The 20324-nt window shown below is 39.3% G+C and carries 22 protein-coding genes and 1 pseudogene; 17 read left to right on the forward strand and 6 right to left on the reverse strand.

The annotated features are described in order from the left end of the window. Positions 1 to 21 precede the first annotated feature (21 nt). The 11 genes from paaD (at position 22) to QNH17_RS09865 (ending at position 9462) form a co-directional block, all read left to right on the forward strand. Positions 22 to 522, forward strand: coding sequence for a 1,2-phenylacetyl-CoA epoxidase subunit PaaD (paaD, locus tag QNH17_RS09815; protein ID WP_283878495.1), 501 nt, complete (start codon positions 22 to 24; stop codon positions 520 to 522). A 27-nt stretch (positions 523 to 549) separates the two neighbouring features. Further along, on the forward strand, positions 550 to 852 hold the full coding sequence (locus QNH17_RS09820; protein ID WP_283878496.1) for an EthD family reductase: 303 nt from the start codon (positions 550 to 552) through the stop codon (positions 850 to 852). Further along, positions 852 to 1628: an enoyl-CoA hydratase/isomerase family protein gene (locus QNH17_RS09825; protein WP_283878497.1), complete on the forward strand. Its 777-nt coding sequence runs from the start codon at positions 852 to 854 to the stop codon at positions 1626 to 1628. Before QNH17_RS09820 ends, QNH17_RS09825 begins: the two co-directional genes overlap by 1 nt. 4 nt (positions 1629 to 1632) lie before the next feature. Then, positions 1633 to 2406, forward strand: coding sequence for an enoyl-CoA hydratase-related protein (locus QNH17_RS09830; protein WP_283878498.1), 774 nt, complete (start codon positions 1633 to 1635; stop codon positions 2404 to 2406). Positions 2407 to 2421: 15 nt separating this feature from the next. Continuing rightward, positions 2422 to 3933 (forward strand): aldehyde dehydrogenase family protein, encoded by a 1512-nt coding sequence (locus QNH17_RS09835; RefSeq protein ID WP_283878499.1) that lies wholly within the window; start codon positions 2422 to 2424, stop codon positions 3931 to 3933. Positions 3934 to 4001: 68 nt separating this feature from the next. Continuing rightward, positions 4002 to 4874: a 3-hydroxyacyl-CoA dehydrogenase gene (locus tag QNH17_RS09840; RefSeq protein ID WP_283878500.1), complete on the forward strand. Its 873-nt coding sequence runs from the start codon at positions 4002 to 4004 to the stop codon at positions 4872 to 4874. After that, positions 4871 to 6076 (forward strand): acetyl-CoA C-acyltransferase, encoded by a 1206-nt coding sequence (locus QNH17_RS09845; RefSeq protein WP_283878501.1) that lies wholly within the window; start codon positions 4871 to 4873, stop codon positions 6074 to 6076. Before QNH17_RS09840 ends, QNH17_RS09845 begins: the two co-directional genes overlap by 4 nt. Positions 6077 to 6220: 144 nt before the next feature. After that, positions 6221 to 6997, forward strand: coding sequence for an enoyl-CoA hydratase-related protein (locus tag QNH17_RS09850; protein ID WP_283878502.1), 777 nt, complete (start codon positions 6221 to 6223; stop codon positions 6995 to 6997). A 64-nt stretch (positions 6998 to 7061) separates the two neighbouring features. Continuing rightward, positions 7062 to 7958 carry a phenylacetic acid degradation operon negative regulatory protein PaaX gene (gene paaX, locus QNH17_RS09855; RefSeq protein ID WP_481858587.1) on the forward strand — a complete coding sequence of 299 codons (897 nt, stop codon included), beginning with the start codon at positions 7062 to 7064 and terminating at the stop codon, positions 7956 to 7958. A gap of 91 nt (positions 7959 to 8049) precedes the next feature. Then, complete coding sequence (locus QNH17_RS09860; RefSeq protein ID WP_283878504.1) at positions 8050 to 9000, forward strand: NAD(P)H-dependent flavin oxidoreductase; 951 nt, start codon at positions 8050 to 8052, stop codon at positions 8998 to 9000. Positions 9001 to 9039: 39 nt separating this feature from the next. Next, the gene (locus QNH17_RS09865) at positions 9040 to 9462 is read left to right on the forward strand and encodes a PaaI family thioesterase (protein ID WP_283878505.1); all 423 of its coding nucleotides are present in this window, start codon (positions 9040 to 9042) and stop codon (positions 9460 to 9462) included. A gap of 173 nt (positions 9463 to 9635) precedes the next feature. On the opposite strand, the pseudogene QNH17_RS09870 reads toward QNH17_RS09865, so the two are convergent. Both QNH17_RS09870 and QNH17_RS29965 read right to left on the reverse strand, forming a co-directional pair. Next, positions 9636 to 9824 (reverse strand): annotated as a pseudogene (locus tag QNH17_RS09870) (gamma carbonic anhydrase family protein); the annotation flags it as partial. Then, positions 9809 to 9982, reverse strand: coding sequence for an AAA-type ATPase lid domain-containing protein (locus QNH17_RS29965; RefSeq protein WP_481858588.1), 174 nt, complete (start codon positions 9980 to 9982; stop codon positions 9809 to 9811). The gene QNH17_RS29965 and the pseudogene QNH17_RS09870, both read right to left, overlap by 16 nt. A 214-nt stretch (positions 9983 to 10196) precedes the next feature. On the opposite strand from QNH17_RS29965, the gene QNH17_RS09875 reads away from it, so the two are divergent. The 5 genes from QNH17_RS09875 to QNH17_RS09895 all read left to right on the forward strand — a co-directional run bounded on the left by QNH17_RS09875 (position 10197) and on the right by QNH17_RS09895 (position 14135). After that, the gene (locus QNH17_RS09875) at positions 10197 to 10631 is read left to right on the forward strand and encodes a Gp49 family protein (RefSeq protein ID WP_283878506.1); all 435 of its coding nucleotides are present in this window, start codon (positions 10197 to 10199) and stop codon (positions 10629 to 10631) included. 402 nt (positions 10632 to 11033) lie between these two features. Beyond that, a complete protein-coding gene (locus QNH17_RS09880; protein WP_283878507.1) occupies positions 11034 to 11276 on the forward strand; it encodes a hypothetical protein in 243 nt (80 codons plus the stop codon). Beyond that, entirely contained in the window at positions 11224 to 11868 is a 645-nt protein-coding gene (locus QNH17_RS09885; RefSeq protein ID WP_283878508.1) for an IS3 family transposase, read from the forward strand. The genes QNH17_RS09880 and QNH17_RS09885 overlap by 53 nt, the downstream gene beginning before the upstream one ends. Positions 11869 to 12165: 297 nt before the next feature. Then, positions 12166 to 13458 carry a Glu/Leu/Phe/Val family dehydrogenase gene (locus QNH17_RS09890; RefSeq protein WP_283878509.1) on the forward strand — a complete coding sequence of 431 codons (1293 nt, stop codon included), beginning with the start codon at positions 12166 to 12168 and terminating at the stop codon, positions 13456 to 13458. A gap of 176 nt (positions 13459 to 13634) precedes the next feature. Further along, positions 13635 to 14135, forward strand: a complete 501-nt coding sequence (locus QNH17_RS09895) for an acyl-CoA thioesterase (protein ID WP_283878510.1) — start codon at positions 13635 to 13637, stop codon at positions 14133 to 14135. Positions 14136 to 14221: 86 nt separating this feature from the next. Here QNH17_RS09895 and QNH17_RS09900 read toward each other — a convergent pair whose 3' ends face one another. Genes QNH17_RS09900 through QNH17_RS09910 form a run of 3 tightly spaced genes read right to left on the reverse strand, consistent with a single transcriptional unit; the run spans position 14222 to position 18117 of the window. After that, a complete protein-coding gene (locus tag QNH17_RS09900; RefSeq protein WP_283878511.1) occupies positions 14222 to 15433 on the reverse strand; it encodes a Ger(x)C family spore germination protein in 1212 nt (403 codons plus the stop codon). Next, the gene (locus QNH17_RS09905) at positions 15417 to 16520 is read right to left on the reverse strand and encodes a spore germination protein (RefSeq protein WP_283878512.1); all 1104 of its coding nucleotides are present in this window, start codon (positions 16518 to 16520) and stop codon (positions 15417 to 15419) included. The genes QNH17_RS09900 and QNH17_RS09905 overlap by 17 nt, the downstream gene beginning before the upstream one ends. 7 nt (positions 16521 to 16527) lie before the next feature. Beyond that, positions 16528 to 18117, reverse strand: coding sequence for a spore germination protein (locus QNH17_RS09910; RefSeq protein ID WP_283878513.1), 1590 nt, complete (start codon positions 18115 to 18117; stop codon positions 16528 to 16530). A gap of 473 nt (positions 18118 to 18590) precedes the next feature. On the opposite strand from QNH17_RS09910, the gene QNH17_RS09915 reads away from it, so the two are divergent. After that, a complete protein-coding gene (locus tag QNH17_RS09915; RefSeq protein WP_283878514.1) occupies positions 18591 to 18749 on the forward strand; it encodes a hypothetical protein in 159 nt (52 codons plus the stop codon). A gap of 134 nt (positions 18750 to 18883) precedes the next feature. Here the strand turns inward: QNH17_RS09915 and QNH17_RS09920 are convergent, their stop codons facing one another. Then, positions 18884 to 20317 (reverse strand): alanine/glycine:cation symporter family protein, encoded by a 1434-nt coding sequence (locus QNH17_RS09920; RefSeq protein ID WP_283878515.1) that lies wholly within the window; start codon positions 20315 to 20317, stop codon positions 18884 to 18886. Positions 20318 to 20324 lie beyond the last annotated feature (7 nt).

A 20324-nucleotide genomic window follows, 5' to 3' on the forward strand; every position in this document is an offset into this window, starting at 1 on the left:
ATATAGAAAAGAGGTGTGATCATGCAAATGTCTGTAATTTCACTGGAAAAGCAGGTATTAGGAGTACTGGATGAAGTGAAAGATCCTGAAATCGATACAGTGAGTATTATCGACCTAGGTATGGTAGAGGAAGTAATGGCCGAAAACGGTGTAGTTGAAATAAAAATCCTGCCAACCTTTTTAGGCTGCCCGGCACTTAGCATTATAAAGAATAATATCGAAAAGGCAGTTAATGCCATAGAGGAAGTACAAAAGGTTGAGGTGAAATTTATTAACCACCCGCCCTGGACGTCCGACCGTATATCTGAAAAAGGGAGACAAGGGCTAAAGGCATTCGGAATTGCTCCTCCACCTCGTTTTCTGGACAGTGACGGATCGTGGCATGTTGACTGCCCGTATTGCGGTTCCACCTATGTGACCATGGACAATATCTTTGGACCAACGGCTTGCAGAAGTATTTTGTATTGTAAAAGTTGTAAAAACCCTTTTGAAGCAATGAAACCGATTTCAACTTTAATGTAAATAAAGAGAATGTGAGGAGAAACGATTATGGCAAAACTAATTGCATTATATAAACAACCAGAAGACAAGGCTGCATTTGATGAACATTATTTTAACGTGCACGTACCGATTACAGAAAAAATTCCTGGCCTTCGTGAAATGAAAGTAACAAAGTTTACAGGAACGCCAATGGGCGGAGAAGCTCCTTATTATTTAATGTGCGAGATGCGTTATGACAGCCATGAGGATTTACAAAATGGCTTACGCTCTGAGGAAGGAAAAGCCTCCGGAAAAGACCTTATGAAATTTGCCGGCAAGCTGGTTACTTTGGTTATTGGGGAAGACGATTAATGAAAGCGTTTGAATTTATTGAAGCTTCACATCTGGACGGTGTAGCGCTTATTGAGCTAAACAGACCAGCACAATATAATGCATTGAACCGAAAAATGGTCCGTGAAATTTTGGATGCGATAGAAGCCCTTGATCGAGATGATGAAGTGAGGGTGATCGTGATTACAGGTAAAGGGCGTGCGTTTTCAGCCGGTGCAGATATTGATGAGATGGCAGGGGATGATCCGGTCCAGTTGGAGTTATTAAATCAATTCGCAGATTGGGACCGTTTATCGTTAATCAAAAAGCCTATCATTGGTGCGGTAAAAGGATTTGTTTTTGGCGGGGGATTTGAGTTGGCCCTGTGCTGTGATTTATTAATTGCAGCCAATAGTACGGAATTTTCATTCCCGGAAGTGAACCTTGGAGTCATGCCGGGAGCTGGCGGTACCCAGCGTTTAACAAAAATTGTCGGCAGGACGAAAGCGTTAGAATGGCTATGGAGCGGCACTAGAATCACAACAGAAACGGCCCTGCACCATGGACTCATTAATCGTGTCGTTTCTCCTGAATTATTAATGGAAGAAACGATGAAAACAGCTAGATTTATCGCAAACCAAGCACCGCTTTCGATTCGTTTAATTAAAGACGCTGTCAATAAAGCAGTCGATTATTCGCTTTATGAGGGGATGCAATACGAACGGAAAAATTTCTATTTATTGTTTGCATCAGAGGATCAAAAAGAAGGTATGAGCGCATTTATCGAAAAACGGAAGCCAGAATATAAAGGGAGATAACCATATGTATGAAACGATTTTCTATTCTGTCGAAAACGGTGTAGCGCGGATTAAGTTAAATAGACCCAATACATTAAATGCGTTCGTGGGCCTAATGAATAAGGAAATAACGAAAGCGATTAAAGCCGCTTCCTCTTCTGAAGAGGTCCGCTGCATCGTCATTACCGGAGAGGGACGGGGTTTTTGCTCTGGCCAGGATTTGTCGGAAGTGGATGAAAATATGGACCATGGCCAAGTCTTAAGGGAGAAATACGGCCCGATGATCAAGCAAATTTATCAATGTGAGAAGCCAATTATTGCAGCAGTCAACGGGGTTGCTGCCGGTGCAGGCTTTAGTCTTGCTCTTGCGTGTGATTTTCGCCTTTTATCAGACCGTGCCAGCTTTTTAAATGCCTTTATCCACATTGGTTTAATCCCTGATTCAGGAAATAGCTATTTTCTTACAAGATTAGTAGGAGAAGCAAAAGCATTAGAAATATCGGTGTTAGGTGAAAAAATACCTGCGGACCAGGCTTTGGCACTGGGACTAGCGACAAAAGTGGTTTCGTCCGATAATTGGGACTCTGAAGTGAATCAGTTTGCGGAGCGAATTGCTGCCTTACCAACCAAAGCAGTTGGTTTAATCAAACGGACGATTAAAGCTGCCGGAGAACTAACTTTCACCGACTATTTAGAAGAAGAAGCCCAAGGGCAACGAATTGCTGGTTTAACAAAAGATCACCGTGAAGGTGTTCAAGCATTCATGGAAAAAAGAAAACCAACTTATATAGGCAAATAAGAGGAGGATAACGAGATGTCAACACAACAACTAACGGAAGCAGTTTCATTAAAAAGAGACTATTTTCACCTCATCATTAACGGTGAAAAAGTAGAAAGCTCAAACGGACAAACAATTAAAACCTATAATCCTGCTACTGGGGAACTGGTTGCCGAAGTGGCAAAAGCTTCAAAGGAAGATACAGAAAAAGCGGTACAGGCTGCCCGTCAAGCATTTGATCATGGAAAATGGCGCAAATACCCAATTAACCGCCGTTCACAAGTTTTGAATAAAATTGCTGCAATTATGCGTTCCCGTTTTAATGAGATTGTAGAATTAGAGATTTTGGATACTGGTAAATCATTGGCTGCGGCTCAAGGCCAAGTAACCCAAGCTATTGAAGATTTTGAATTTTATGCGGCTGCCATTGTTGGCCATCGCGGTGTAGTGAACAATATGCCAGGCCAGTTTCATAATTTCACAGAAAAAGAGCCTGTTGGGGTTTGTGCGCAAATCATTCCTTGGAACTATCCATTAATGATGGCTGCCTGGAAAATTGCTCCAGCTATTGCGGTTGGTTGTTCTGTAGTTGTAAAACCAGCAAGCTTAACTCCTCTTACTGCGATTATTCTTGGAGAAATCTGCTTAGAGGCAGGAGTTCCTGCCGGAGTAGTAAACATTGTTCCTGGATCAGGTTCAGAGGTTGGAAACTACCTAGTTGAACATCCAAACGTAAATAAAGTGGCTTTCACCGGTTCTACGCCAATCGGAAAAGATATTATGGCAAAAGCATCCGAAACATTAAAGCGTGTCACTCTTGAATTAGGCGGAAAGTCTCCTAATCTCGTGTTTGAAGATGCGGATATTGATGCTGCTGTTGATGGATCTCTTTTCGGTATCTTCTACAATTCAGGACAATCCTGTGAAGCCCGTTCTCGTTTGTACGTACATGAAGATATTTACGATGAATTCGTGACTAAATTTGTTGAAAAAACTAAGAAGTTAGTCCTTGCAAATCCATTTGATAAAGGCACGCATGTTGGTGCAATCATTGACCAAGGACAAGTGGATGTTATTGATGGTTATGTAAAGTCAGCGATTGAAGAAGGAGCAGAGATTTTAGCCGGTGGGAAGCCAGCTATAGTTGAAGGCTTTGAAGGCGGATTTTGGTATGAGCCTACTGTCATTGCGAACGTTGACCATAATATGACCGTTGTAAAAGAAGAAATCTTTGGCCCTGTCGTCGTTATTATGAAATTTAAGGATGAAAAAGAAGCGATTATGCTTGCCAATGATACGGAATTCGGACTAGGTTCAGCAATTTGGTCAAAGGATGGTGCCCGTGCAACCCGTGTGGCGAAGCAAATCGAAGCAGGCATTGTAATGGTGAACTGCCCATTCTCTGCATTCCCTGGTACACCATTTGGCGGTTATAAACAATCTGGATTCGGCCGTGAACTTTGCATTGAAACACTTGACCTTTATACCGAAACAAAGAGCATTATTTCATACTTTGGAAGTCGTCCATTAAATCCACTAGGTGTTTAATATCCTACCCGTACGAATGAGACTTCTGGTCTCATTCGTACTTCTTTAATCAGGAAAAGGAGTGATCGATGATGAAGAGCATCGTTGTTGTTGGTTCCGGTGTAATGGGAAGAGGAATTGCTTATGTGTCTGCACTCGGGGGATTTTCCGTTGCATTGGTAGATGTGAATGAAAATGCGCTAAAAAGCGCCGAAGATGAGCTACATTCAATTTTTGCAAAAGGTCTTGCGAGAGGGAAAATTTCTGCTGAACTGGAGCAAATGGCAAAAGCAAACCTCTCCTTTGTTAGTGATTTACCGCAGGCTTGTTCTTCCGCCGATTTAATTATTGAAGCCGTGCCTGAAAAAGCTGAAATCAAAAAGCAAGTTTTTGAAACAATGGAGCAATATGCACCGGAACATTGTCTTTTTGCTACGAATACTTCTACAATGAGTCCAACTGAAATTGCTTCTTATGGAAAACGTGCGGAGCGGACCATTGCTATGCACTTCTTTAATCCAGTTCACAAAATGCCGCTTATTGAAATCGTTCGTGGCCTTGAAACGAGTGATGAAACGGCAGAAAAGATTAAAAAAGTAGCTGAACGAATGGGAAAAGAAACCGTTGTAATCAATGAATTCCCGGGCTTCGTGACAAGCCGAATTAGCTGTTTAGTTGGAAATGAAGCCTTTTATATGCTTCAAGAAGGTCTCGGCACCCCTGAGGACATTGATAAAGCCATTAAATTAGGTTTGAATTTCCCAATGGGCCCATTTGAGCTGGTCGACCTTGTCGGGTTGGATGCACGTTTGAATAACTTGAAATATTTACATGAAAAATTAGGTGAAAAATACCGTCCGGCACCATTGCTTGAACAATATGTTCGCGCAGGCAGACTAGGCCGGAAAACCGGAAAAGGTGTTTATGATTATACCAAAAGAGAAGAGTTGGTGAGAAAATGAAAGAAGTAGTAATTGTCGATGCTGTTAGAACGCCAATTGGAAAATATAAGGGCGCTTTAAAAAGTGTTCGCCCAGATGATCTAGGTGCCATCGTGATTAAAGCTCTTCTTGATAGAAACCCAAATCTTTCACCGGAACAAATTGAAGATGTCATTTTTGGTAATGCCAATCAAGCTGGGGAAGATAATCGAAATGTTGCCAGGATGTCGGCCTTGCTTGCCGGCTTACCGATTACTGTAGGTGGAACAACGATAAACCGGCTTTGCGGTTCTGGTTTGGATGCGGTGCTTTATGCAGCTAGATCGATTGCGGTAGGTGAAGGGGATATTTATATTGCCGGAGGCACCGAAAGCATGACAAGAGCACCATACGTTATGGGCAAGCCTGAGGTTGATTTTCCAAGAGGTTCCATGGAACTTCAGGATACGACGATTGGCTGGCGCTTTACAAATAAAAAATTAGCAGAGATGTACGGGGCAGAATCCATGCCGCAAACAGCGGAAAACGTGGCAAAGCGCTATTCAATCACTCGAGAAGAACAAGATGATTTTGCTCTTCGAAGTCAACAAAAAGCAAAAGCCGCAATGGAAAACGAACGTTTTGCCAATGAAATTGTTCCCGTCCGCTTTAAAGATCGTAAAGGGAACGAGGTAGTGATTTCTCAGGATGAGCATCCACGCCCAGATTCTTCCTTGGAAAATCTGGGAAAACTAAAACCTATATTTGAAGGCGGTACTGTCACGGCAGGAAACGCATCAGGTGTTAATGATGGTGCGTCTGCCTTATTATTAATGAGTGCTGAAAAAGCGAAGGAATTTGGATTTAAGCCCCTTGCAAAATATGTGGTGGGAGCAGTTGCGGGTCTTGAACCATCGGTAATGGGGCTTGGACCTATCTATGCTTCAAGAAAAGCCCTTACTAGAGCGAATTTATCAATTGATAAGATCGGCTTAGTGGAATTAAACGAAGCCTTTGCCTCTCAATCAATAGAATGTATGAGACAGCTGGAGCTTGATGCAGAGAAAGTAAATGTCAATGGTGGTGCCATTGCCTTCGGACATCCACTTGGTGCAAGTGGAGCCCGCATCTTAACTACACTTGTCCATGAGATGAAAAAGCAAAAGGTTCAATATGGCCTGGCAACGATGTGCATTGGCGTCGGTCAAGGGATTGCAGCGATTATAGAAAACATCGAAAATTAAACGTAAAAGCCCTTAAATAGCATGACTATTAAGGGCTATTTTTCAAATTGGCTTGTTAAACGATATTGTTGATTTTTATACTCTGTAGCGGAAATCAACAGCCAAATTAAAAAGAGCTTTCAAATTAAAGGAGCGGAATTGTTTATGGTAAATGTGCTATATAAAGTAGAAAATCATATTGGATATGTTACTGTCAATCGTCCTGACGTTCTCAATTGTTTTAATTATGAAACACTATTTGAACTTCAAGAAGTTGTGAATACTATTTCTTTAAGTCAAGATGTACACGTCGTTATTTTTACTGGAGCCGGTGAAAAGGCTTTTAGTGCTGGCGCAGATTTGAAGGAAAGAAAAACGTTAACGGAAACAGAAGTTAGAAGGAATGTAAAAGCGATTCGCGATGTGTTTAACAGCATTGCTTTACTTCCACAGCCAACGATTGCTGCTGTTAATGGCTATGCACTTGGCGGAGGCTTCGAATGGCTGCTATCTTGTGATTTTGCCATTGCTGCTGAAGGAATCACTTTAGGACTGACAGAAACTAGCTGGGCAATTATCCCTGGTGCAGGCGGTACGCAGCGTTTGCCAAGGTTAATCGGAGAGACGAAGGCAAAAGAATTAATTTTCACAGCAAAAAAATTGACTGCAAAAGAAGCTCTTCATTTAGGGATTGTCCTGGAGGTAGTACAACGAAATCAGTTGATTCCGGCTTGCGAGGAATTTGCGTCAAAAATAATGAAAAATGGACCTGTAGCTATTCGGCAGGCGAAATATGCGATTACAAGAGGGCTTAACACAGACTTACAAACAGGGCTTGAAATTGAAGCAAAAGCATATGAAATAACGATTCCAACAGAAGATCGAATCGAAGCCTTAAATGCGTTTAGTGAAAAAAGAGTTCCCCATTTTTCTGGGAAATAGATTTGTTTTTGCTGAACTATATAATAATATTAACGCTCGTATAAAATTTGTGATATAAAAAGAAATGGGGGTGAAGATCTTGAGTGAAAATTCACGTTCAATGATTTTTACAATATATGGTGATTATATTCACCATTATGGAAATAAAATTTGGATCGGCAGTTTAATACGTCTTTTAAAGGAATTCGGTCATAATGAGCAGGCGGCCCGGGTTGCTGTCTCCCGCATGATGAAGCAGGGATGGCTCCAATCTGAAAAGCGAGATAATCGCAGCTATTATTATCTGACGGATCAGGGGATAAGCCGTATAGAAGAAGCAGGGCATCGCATTTTTAAGCTTAATCCCAATGAATGGGATGGGAAATGGCGGGTCCTCATGTATTCCATTCCAGAAGAAAAAAGACATATTCGCGATGAGCTTCGTCAAGAGTTATTGTGGAGCGGCTTTGGCAGTTTTTCTAATGCCTGTTGGATTTCTCCTAATAATTTAGAGAAAGAGGTTAAACTCCTCATTGAAAAATATGACATCAGTGAGTATGTCGACTTTTTCGTTTCTGAATATATAGGTCCAAAAGACAACCATTCTCTTGTGGAAAAAAGCTGGCCGTTAGAACAAGTCGTGGAAAAATACGAAGAATTTATTATCAAGTATAGCAAGCAGTTCATTGCCAATCAGGAGATTATTAATCGCGGCGAAATGTCGGATGCCGATTGTTTCGTTGAGCGGACAAAACTTATCCATGAATACCGAAAATTCTTGTTTATTGATCCAGGTCTTCCGAAGGAACTGCTGCCGGAAAATTGGAATGGAACTCTAGCCGCTACATTATTTAACCAATATTATAAAGTTCTTGCTGAACCAGCTAGTCGCTTTTTCGAAAGCATTTTTCAAGAAAACAATGATCTTTGCAAAAAAGATGACTCCTATGATGCCAAACAACATCCGTTTATGATTCAGTAAGCAGCAAAGAAGCTTTTCCGGTTCCATGAGAAGAGCTGTTTGGTTGAAATTGAATCGGGTGAATTTCCTTTAGAAGAGGGGAGAAATTCGAGTGAAATATGTTACTGAGGTGCTTTCCATAAATTATCCGATAATTCAGGGCGGAATGGGGAATATAAGCAATTCACAGCTTACAGCCGCAGTTTCAAATGCTGGCGGGCTTGGGACCATTGGATGTGGAACCATGACCCCGGAGCAAGTCGAAACGATTATATTGGAAACAAAGGAAAAGACGGATAAACAATTTGCAATTAATATACCAATTAATGTAAGTCCATATACGGAAGAATTAATTCAACTGGTGATTAACTATCAAATCCCCATTGTGTCATTGTCTGCAGGAAATCCGGCGCCATATATTCCTCTTTTACATCAACATAATATTAAGGTCATTGTCATTGTCGCCGCCGTTAAACATGCGCAAAAGGCAGAAGAGGCCGGGGCCGATGTGTTGGTTGCGGAAGGCTTTGAAGCTGCAGGGATAAATTCAAATTTGGAGCTGACAACCTTTACGCTCATTCCGCAAATCTGTAAACATGTTTCTATTCCGGTTCTGGCTGCAGGGGGAATTGGCGATGGACAGGGTTTGGCAGCAGCATTGATGTTGGGGGCATCAGGAGTGCAGCTTGGGACACGGTTGATTGCCACAAAGGATGCCCCATTTCATGCGAACTATAAGCAAAGACTTATGGAGGCTGATGGTAATGAAACTGTTATTTTAGGCCGATCGCTTGGGCATGTTAGACGGGTGTTAAAATCACCTTATGCAAAACAAATTATCGAATTAGAACGCGCAGGTTTGTCAGAAGAACAATATCGTCATATGACATCCGAAGATTTTCATCTTATTGGTGCATTAAAAGGTGACGGTGAAAATGGCTTTATGAACAGTGGACAAGTTTCTGGGCTTATTGAAGATATTCCTTCAGTGCAAGAATTATTTGACAAAATGATGAGCGATGCACGAGCCGTCATGGAGGATCGCTTACGGTTTTTCACCTAGTAGTTCAGAAGATCATTAACAGGTAAAGGAGGATTTGTATTGGAAAAAGAAAAAAAAGGTGTAGACCTTATGAAGGTCATTGCGCACGAGGCATCTCCTCCCCCATGTGATAGAACATTACAAATTGAAGTGACTGAAGCTCATGATGGAATAGCGCGTGGGTTATGGAAAGTGGATGAAAGGTTTATGAATGGAATAGGTGTGGCAATGGGGGGGTTTGTGTCATCTGCAGCGGATATTATGATGGCATATGCCATTGCTACTAAATTAAGTGGTGAACAAAGCTTTACCTCAATTGATTTGCACACGACTTTTCATAGACCTGTTCTAATGGGAGAAGTGATGGTTGTGGCCAAAGTTGAAAGGATGGGAAGAAAGGTCGGCTATGTTCTAGCAGACTTATTCCAAAACGAAAAGAAGGCGGCAAGTGTTGTTTCTTCTGTGATGATTCTAGATCAATAAAACTCTAAATAGGAAAGGTACGGATTATGTAAAGACATGAACCTTATTGTTAAATAGGTTTAAGATTACTTGATAAATCCGGAGCCCGACCTTCGTTTATTTAAAATATAGCTGAAGAAATGGAAACCTTTAATCAGTAAAAATTCCTAGGAGCAATGCTCCTAGGAATCTTTTTATTTATTAAGGATTTCCTTAAATTCATAACCTTTCTGTACGTAAGTATCGATGGATAGTTGAATTAGCTCCAAATCTTTGTCATTTATTTCACGAACTACTTTTCCAGGGGATCCCATTACGAGAGAACGAGGCGGAATCTTCTTTCCGGATGGAATTAGTGTATTGGCACCTATGATACATTCTTCACAAGTCGTTCTACAAGATTTTTTAGTTCTCGTATGTTTCCTGGCCATTCATACGATAAAAGTAAATCGATTAAGGATGGTGAAAACGTTTTGGTCTTCTTGTACCTTTTATTAAACACTTCAGAAAATGCATGAGAAGTGCAAAAATATCTTCCCATGAACGGTCGCGAAGAGAAGGAACTTGAATGGATAAAACGTTTAAGCGAAAGAACAGATCACTCGAAATAATTTTTCTTTTATCAGCTTTTCTAGGTTCGCATTAGTTGCAGATATCACTCGGACCTTTTTTTTCAAGTTTCACAGCTTTTCAACATGCTGAATAAACTAGTTTAACGGAAGCTTATTTAAAAAGGCATGGTGGAGGGAAAGAGCTTGAAGATATACCAATTGAAAGGGTCGCCAGATAGTTTAATGGAATTGTTGGAAATCACAGCGAATGGGAAAGTGAAGGTTAGGGATATCAACAATGATAAGGTCATTGAAACAACAGTGCAAGCCTTTGAAATGGCATTTGAACCATCATCAGAGTATTCCTTTATTGCAAAACAACAAGAAAAGGCACATATGATAAATCAAAACGAACCAGTGTATATCAATGAAATGATCGAAAATTCTCAGGTTAAAGTTGTTAAGGTTTTTGATCGATGCACAACGGTTGCTGTCAAGTTGCCTAATGGGTTTATCATCACCGAATCGATATCCAGTGTAGATGAGGCTTCCTATAACGAAGAAACAAACACTCAGATTTGTTTGGAACGGATTAAACATAAAATTAGTGAGTTTGAAGCTTACAAAACTCAAGTCTAGAGATACAGTCAAGTTATAAGAATTAGGGAAAGTTATGGCTGCGACGGACCCTATCTAACCCAAAAATTCAATGAATATGACTACTCTGCAAAGAGAAAATGGATTGATTCTCTTGATATTCCTGATTACCTACTCACCAACATCTCATGTGTTGCCACATAAAATCGGCACACGTTTAGTGCATCTCGCAGATAATTTTTAAAGAAGCAGCAGACACCAAATAGGGGATTGATATGCCCCGTAAATGTTCTTGCACGTGAAAAACACGACAAGCGATTTGAAGAGACCTAGTTAAATGAGACAAAGGAAAAAACACCCCTTGAGTCGTAATTATTATTTGACTTGCAGGAGGTGTTTTTCTTATGGGGGAGATCTAAGAATTTTTACCCGTATGAGACAAAAATGAAAGCAATTGAAATGAAAATGTCAGGACAATACTCCAATAGTGAAATCATGAAGGAATTGGGTATTGTAAATGACTCTCAAATAAGGATATGGATGATGTGGTATCGTAAGGGCGAAATGCATCGTTTTGCACAACCTATCGGTAAACAATATAGCTATGGAAAAGGACCTGAAGGGCTGACTGAGGTTGAGCAGCAAAGAGAGAAAACCACCATTTACAAATTCAGGTCGAGATATTAAAAAAGTACTAGGAAATCGAAAGGGGTTGGTACCAGAGGTTGTTCTAGAATTAGTGGAAGTCTTAAAAGGGAAATACTCCATATCTTCTATTTGTGATTGTATTGGGGTTTCACGTTCGACCTATTATCGATGGAAGAAACGAGAATTTTGTAAACCTAATGAATTAGAACTCCAAATTAAAGAGCTGTGTGAAAGTCATAAATTTCGTATCGGATATCGAACAGTAAAAGCTTGGCTTAAAAGAGATTATAATGTTGTAGTTAACCGAAACACCGTTCAAAAGATCATGCAGAAATATAATCTCCAATGCCGAGTAAAACCAAAGAGGAAGGTAAAATTTGCAGGAGAAAGCAATATTGTCGTCCCTAATCGTTTGGAGCGTAATTTTAAGGCATCTAGACCAAATGAAAAGTGGGTTACAGATATTACTTATCTTCCATTTGGACAATCAATGATGTACCTTTCCGGCATTATGGATCTTTATAATAACGAAATCATTGCTTATCGTATCAGTTTGAATCAGGACGTTACGCTTGTATTGGATACTCTAAGAGACGCTGTTAACTCGAAATTAAAGGGAGTCTTTTTTTAAAAAAATTCATCTTATTTTTGTATTTTTCCGTATCATTATGTAGTTCCTATTATAAAGTAAAGCTACGTTTTTAATAAAGAAAATGTGAAAAAAGCGTTTAATATTTTGGATTATAGTGAAGAGTTAACCTGAGTAGAGCAGGTGAAGAAAACAAGGCTTCAAATACTTTTTTGTTCATTTCATTTTTAGGATTCAGGAGGTGGGGATTTCCCAAATTTCATACTTCAGCATGAAAGAATTCTATTAGATGATTGGGTTCAAATTAACCATTTTATAGACTAAGAGGTGTAAAGAAAAATGACAGTACTTGTTAATAGTGATCAAGTCCAAAAGCCAGGTAATAAGCAAAGTGAAACAAAAGATTTATTAAGTTCAACTCAGTTGATCATAAAAGAGGCGGTTCAAAATTTAGGGTATACCAATGATGTATATGAGCTATTAAAGGAACCACTTAGAACTATTACGGTACGTATCCCAGTACAAATGGATGACGGGTCTATTAAAATATTTACCGGTTACCGCTCGCAACATAACGATGCAGTAGGTCCGACAAAAGGTGGAGTACGTTTTCATCCTGAAGTTAATGAGGCTGAGGTAAAAGCGTTATCAATTTGGATGAGTCTAAAGTGCGGGATTGCAAATCTCCCTTACGGCGGTGGAAAAGGTGGTATTATTTGTGACCCGAGAAACATGTCGTTTAGGGAACTGGAGAGATTAAGTCGTGGATATGTTCGTGCAATCAGCCAAATTGTCGGCCCGACAAAAGACATTCCGGCACCCGATGTGTATACAAATTCTCAAATCATGGCGTGGATGATGGATGAGTACAGTCGTCTTCGTGAATTTGATTCTCCTGGTTTTATTACGGGTAAGCCGGTTGTTTTAGGGGGGTCACACGGTCGTGAAACAGCAACAGCTCGCGGTGTAACAATTTGTATTGAAGAAGCTGTAAAGAAAAAAAACATTGAATTACAAGGTGCACGAATCGTAATTCAAGGCTTTGGAAATGCAGGAAGCTTTTTGGCCAAATTCATGCATGACGCCGGCGCAAAGGTGATTGGTATTTCAGATGCATATGGCGCTCTTTATGATCCAGAAGGACTTGATATTGATTATTTACTTGAACGACGCGATAGTTTCGGTACAATAACAACTTTATTTACTAATGTCATTACGAATCAAGAATTGCTTGAAAAAGAATGTGACATTCTTGTACCAGCTGCCATTTCAAACCAAATTACAGCAGAAAATGCTGGTCGTATTAAAGCAACGATTGTGGTGGAGGCAGCGAATGGACCAACATCCCTTGAAGCGACAAAAATTTTGGATGAAAGAGGAGTCCTCCTTGTACCCGACATACTGGCAAGTACAGGTGGTGTCACCGTTTCTTACTTTGAATGGGTTCAAAATAATCAAGGATATTATTGGTCAGAGGATGAGGTTGCTGAAAAACTGAGAAACGTAATGGTCGCTTCCTTTGAAGAAATTTATCAAACATCACAGACCCGTCATGTTGATATGCGTTTAGCAGCATACATGGTGGGCATAAGAAAACCGGCTGAAGCTTCGCGTTATCGGGGCTGGATATAATGCTAAAAGGTTCATTGAAACAAAGAATGTCGTGCACGAAAACTTACTCGCTTGATTAAAAGAAAATGTGAAAACGCTTAATATTTTGGGTTTTTGTTTTTAGGTAGGAAGAGGATAACCCTGTAATGATGTAAATATAACGTAAACAGATTGATATGTTTTAGGGAGATGTATGTATGGAAGTAAAATACTGTAAAGAATCACGAGTGATACGAACTAGTCGTGTATTCCCAAACGATGTAAATAATCACAATACTTTATTTGGTGGTCGGTTAATGAGTGATTTAGATCAAATCGCCTCCATTTCCGCAGCGCGTCATAGTCGAAGGGAATGTGTCACGGCTTCAACAGATTCAGTTGATTTTTTACATCCCATTCGACCAACAGATTCAGTCTGTTTCGAATCGTATGTGACATGGACAGGTACTTCATCAATGGAGGTATTTGTAAAAATTATTGCAGAAGACTTAAAAAGCGGTGAGCGTAAGATGGCAGCGACTGCCCTCTTAACATTTGTTGCACTTGATGAACATGAACGTCCAACGCGTGTTCCACAAGTTATTCCGGAAACAAAAGAAGAGAGAAAATTATACGAAACTGCTCCAGCGCGAACAAGAATGCGCAAAGAAAGAAAACAAAAAAGTAAAGAACTAGCCTCATTTTTAACTACAAATTAGCTCTTGAATTTACATAAAAGTTTAAAGCCTGTATCAATTAGGATCAGGCTTTTTTCTTTTTCTAACTATTGCTACTCTCAACAATCTCAATTTTTGAAGCTTGACGATCCATAATCCATAATAGTTAATTTCACGTTGTATTCAATTGGAACTTCACTAAATGTTTGGTCCCAATCTTTTTTGACTTTTTCCCATACTTTAGGATGTTCAATTCTCAATCGGTTTCCGAAGCCGGCAACGTCGACTTGGTAATCCTTTTGCATTTTTTCTCCTACATTATTTACCATTCGTTTTACTTCTTCTTCAGCGGCTTTTTCAGCTCTTTTTAAAAATTTATTTTCAGAAGTTTCCCCCGTAACCACCCAATTTTCAGAAAGTCGCCCTTCTGATTCGATTTTTACATCAAAAGAGATGTTGTTCCCATTAACATGAGGTGTAATTTTACTTTTCATTGTCTTTACCTCGTAAATGATTGGCTGATTTGTCGCTGTATTAAAGCTTTTGACCAAACCGCCTTTTCCCTTTCCAGTTATCCACGTTAAGCCTTCCATTTCCTCTTCATTCAAAAAACCAATCAGCTTTTTTGTCTTTCCTGTAATCACGGCAGCTCCTGAAAATTTAACTTCTCCGTTCGTCGGAATAACATTTTGCATAAGAAAACTAGATCCTGAATGCATCTTGCCTTCTAATTTGGCAAGTGACATAGGGGGCAAAATCCTTGCTGTTCGATATTCATTATCTGAAATTCCAATCAAACGGAACGCTGGAATTTTTCCTGATTCTTTTGATTCTAGTGTCTCATTTGCCCGCCCCTTGCTAATGAACACAAGACAGCTTGGTCTAATTTCATTATCACGAAGTTGTTGATCAACTAATTGTTCTAATCTATACTTACGTACAAGATCCTCACTAATAACAATCACTTTAAGGTGAGGGCTGAATATAGGGCGATCACTTCTCAATGAAAATTCGCGACTCATTTGATGGATGGAATCACCGGTTTCAGAAATATTCAAGTAAGGTTTTTGTTGTGATTCCGTGCCTTTACTCTCTGAACCTGTTCCTTGTGGGTTAACAATTTGAAAAGTCATGGTTATTTTTTCTGTTTGGTTATATCCTCCTCCTTGTTGCTCTAATTCTTTCTCAATAGTTGACTCTTTTCCTTCATCTAGTGCCAAACCTACACTTAAACCTATTTCTTCAATTTCGTTACTGCTCCAGCAACCTGTAAGAAACAGGAGTAATAGAATGGAAAGTATACCCTTGAGGGACCGTACGTTGTTATTGCTTTGCTTCATGCTTTCCCACCTTCCATCTTGAAACAATGAGAAGCAGCAACGGTAGTAAACCAAATAAATATAACGCGACATTGCCAATCATATCGCCGAGTTTAAATAGGTCATTAATATTTTTCGGCATTCTCGTAATGATGTAAATAACCGGAAGTAATCCATACAAAAATGGATGAATATTCTTTTTGAAGAGTTGAGCCAGTCCCAAAGCAGCCGCATAGTAGGCGATGGTAAATGTAGCAAATATTTGCATGATCCATATTACGAGTAACATAGACTCAAATCTTTCAAAGATTAAGCCGGGGATTTCAAAACTTCTTATCAATTCAAGGGACGGCCACGTTCTTGTGACCACTCCATCGACGGATAACGCACCGATAACCATAATGACGGTTATTACATAAAAAATTAAGGGTATGGCTATTCCGACTACTACAGCTTTTACTGCTTTATCCGGATGTATCATAAATGCCGGAAGGATCAACATGATTTCCAAACCTGTATATGCGAGAGCCGTTGTCTTTACCCCTTTTAGTACAGATATGACTCCCAATCCTAATACTGGACGAAGATTATCCATCTCAAATATTCCGGAACTCATAAAGGTAACCAGCAAAAAAAGGATAACCGTTATAGGGAAAATAATTTCAAACATCCGTGCGATTGGGTTGATGCCTCCAATGGTCAAATAGAGACCTACCCAAATAAATGACATAGTAATTGCCCAATCGGGGGTGCCTTCCAGTAAATAAAATCCTGTTACTTCCACCATGGCACGGACTTGAAACCCGGCAGTTATTAAAAAATAACATACAAAAAGAACACTGAGAAGCCCGCCTACCCATTTACCTGCGATTATACGACTATATTGATAAAAAGTTTTTTCGGGAAACTGTTGGCTTAATTTTACAATCATAACCCCAGCCATCATCGCGATTAGTCCGCCTATAATAACGGTAATCCAAACATCCGGTGTTTTTACCTTTTCTACAGATGCCCTGGGCAGTGTGAGGATCCCTGTTCCAAGTATAAAATTGATGACGACAACAGCTGCTTGGGGAGTGGTTATTCGGTCTTTGGGACTAAGAATCATCTTGGGTTCACTTCCTTCGAAGTAGGCTATCTTTTACATGATCTTTCGTATGCATCATCTTCGGACGACGTTTCATCATCTGAATAGGCATGCGGATCATAAAATCTTTTAAGTCACTTAATCGATAAGGTACAGCAGGACTGGTATAAGGTACGCCAAAACTCTTCAGTTTCACCAAATGACTGCAAAGCAAGAGGAAAAACAGAATAACTCCGTACAATCCAAACAATGCAGCAGCAAACATGGCTACAAAGCGAAGAATACGCAAGGGGATCCCTGCACTATAACTCGGAATGGCAAAGGAAGAAATGGCGGTTATTGCTACTACAATAACCATAATATTACTAACAATCCCTGCTTGGACGGCTGCTTCACCGATGATTAGTCCGCCAACAATCCCCATCGCTGGGCCAATGGGTTTAGGTAAGCGCAGCCCAGCTTCCCGTAAAATTTCGAGGGCAATTTCCATAAGCAATGCTTCTATTAGTGAGGGGAACGGAACACCTTCCCTAGTTCCTGTAATTGAAATGGCTAACTTGCTTGGGATCAATCCCTGATGAAACGAGATAAAAGAAATATAAAGTGAAGGTGCAAACAACGTAATAAGGGCTGCTCCAAAACGTAAAAGACGGAAGAGAGAGCCGGGAATCCATCGTTCATAATAATCTTCCGGCGATTGTAATAACATACTAAATGTAACCGGTACGATCAAAGCGAAAGGTGTTCCATCTAACAAGATTGCCACTCGTCCTTCCATCAATGCGCTGATTACACGGTCAGGACGCTCTGTACTTTGTACTTGCGGAAAGGGACTAAGGTAATTATCTTCGATCAGTTGCTCTACATAGCCTGATTCCGGTATATGATCCATATCGATCTTCTGAATTCTTTTCTTTACTTCTTCTACTAATTCCGGGTTAGCAATCTCATTCATATAGGTGATGGCCAATTCTTTTTTTGCCCGTTTTCCTATTTGGAATTTTATTAATGTTAAGTTCACGTTTTCACCATGGCGTCGCAAAAGGGCGGTATTATCGGATAAAATTTCAGTAAAACCAACTCGTGGACCTCTGACCAGTGCTTCTGATACCGGCTCTTCAATATTCCGTTTGTTTGCTTTGGTTGTACCAAGAATGAACGCATCTGATAGTCCATCAATCAAAAGGGCTGTCATACCTGTCAATATTTTTGCTATCAACTCTTTAATATGATTGACTTCTTTTATTTCACTAATAGAAAGAATTTGATTTTTAATAAACTCTTTTGAAATGGTTCCTTTTACATAAGGGGGTTCCAGTTTAAATTCGTTGAAAAAATCAACCATCAATGATTTCATAATATGTTTGTCGATGAGATCTTTATCGGACAGTCCTTCTACAAAAATGATGGCCGACCGAATGCCTGTACGCCCGATACTAAACTCCCGAACGTGCACATCCGAGTTAAGACTGATTTCTTGCCTGATAAGTTCCAAATCCAAGGTAAAATCGCCCGTAAAATGACCTGTTGGATATTTATAAGGCTTATAATCTTCCTTTTTTTCACTTTCATTTGTATGGGTTCTTATTTTTCTGATCTTTGATTTCCAGATTCTCATCACTCTTCCTCTAATGTAATGATCCAACTAAAAAATTTCGAGATAGAATAGGGGATGAAAAACGCAATAAAAGCTTGCATAAAAACATACCAGTCTGGAAGATAGGAAGCTATCGTTGTCCACATATTTATCACCTAATAAATATCCCATGCCTGTAGCTGACATAAGGAGCATCTTCTGTAGAATGTTGTCATTTATAAAAAATCATTTCTCGACTAGTAATATTACCTTATATAGGGAATTTATGTATCGAGTCTTAATTTTGTTCTAACCATTCTTCATTGAAAGACGATGATCATTGGATTTTGTTAATGACTAATATAACACTAATATGTTTTGAAACTTTTAAGTTGTTTTGTATTCTTCTGTTTGATTGTGTAGGTCTTATTATTAAATTAAAGCTACAGTATTAGAAATTATCTATCAGTCAATGAGAAAAAAGGAACAGTAATCTTTTATTGGGGGAATTTTTAATGTGGGTAATCACTCTCTATTCAAACAAAAATACGTCGATGTTCGAATTTGATACAGAAAAAGAAGCAAGGGAAGCTTTCAAGAATATTAAAGGATGCAAGATTCTTTCCGAGATTATTTATTTTAATGATCATTGTTTTGCTTCAGCTACTGTTTAAGAACCTTATCATGATAACTAGAAAATCCACTACTTGAATGTCAAAGTAGTGGATTTGTTTTAGATAGATATGCAGGATTCTACCAGAAAAAATCTATAGATATTCAGACCATAATGTGTTTAAACGTCTTATGATTATATGGCCTTTTCCTCTTCTAAGGTTGAATCAACTTGAGAGAGTTCCCAACATTCAATGTTCTCATGATTCTTAATATTATCTTTATAAAATACCGGATCTTTACCATCCTTTTTCTGTTTAATGTAATCGTTTAATGCACTAAATGCTACTTTTGATAATAGGAGAATGGCAATTAGGTTTACAATCACCATGAAGCCCATAAATAAATCAGCTAAATCCCATACAAGTTGAATCTTTGCAACTGAACCGAATATAATCATGGCGAATACGCTTATTCGGTATAGCATCAACCATGCTTTACTTGTATGTAAAAAGCGAATGTTTGTTTCCCCGTAATAATAGTTACCAATTAACGCACCGAATCCAAAAAGGAAAATAAAGATGGCAAGACAGCCTGATGCCCATGAACCGATATGTTCACTTAATGCTGCTTGTGTAAGTGCAATACCATTTAGCCCAGGTTGTTTGTAAGCATCAGAAAGTAAAATAATAAATGCTGTGCTTGTACAGACAATCAGTGTATCAACTAATACGCCAAATGCTTGAATAAGTCCTTGTTTTACCGGATGACTTGTAGTTGCTGTTGCGGCAACGTTTGGCGCACTTCCCATACCAGCTTCATTCGAGAATAAGCCACGTTTAACTCCATTCATGAGCGCAGCTCCAAGTGAACCACCTGCCACTTGTTCAAAGCCAAACGCGTTTTTAACAATAAGAGAAAGAATTTCCGGCATTTTTGTTATGTTCGTAGCTATGACAAAGAATGCAACACCAATGTATAACACAGCTAAAAGCATAACCTTGTATTCAGCCAGTTTTGCAATACTCTTCACACCGCCAAAGATAATCGCAGCGAAAGCAAGTGCCATGATAATCCCTACAGTTAAACGATCTGTACCAAATGAGTTCTCAAAAGCAAGTGTAACAGTATTTGATTGTACAGAATTGAATACAAGACCGAAAGAAAGCGTAATTAAAATGGAGAATAATACTCCCATCCAACGTTTGTTTAATCCTTTTTCCATATAATAGGATGGGCCGCCGCGGAAACCGTCTTTATCTTTTACTTTATATACTTGTGCTAACGTACTTTCAATAAAGCTGGATGCTGAGCTAATAATAGAAATAATCCACATCCAAAATACCGCTCCAGGACCGCCTAATGCAATCGCAATCGCAATTCCTGTAATATTACCTGTTCCAACGCGTGCAGCCATACCAATACAGAACGCTTGAAATGGCGAAATGCTGTCTTTAGAACCAGTTCTCCCCTCCATTAAAACACGGACCATTTCCTTCAACATTCGAAACTGTACAAATTTCGATTTAAATGTGAAATAAAGACCGAATAAAACTAGCATAATAATCAATAACTTTGACCATAGAAAATCATTTGAAAAGCTAATAATGGCATGTAGTAATTGTTGCATGTGCATC

It is taken from the genome of Neobacillus sp. SuZ13, from assembly GCF_030123365.1.
Classification (GTDB): Bacteria; Bacillota; Bacilli; order Bacillales; family Cytobacillaceae; genus Neobacillus.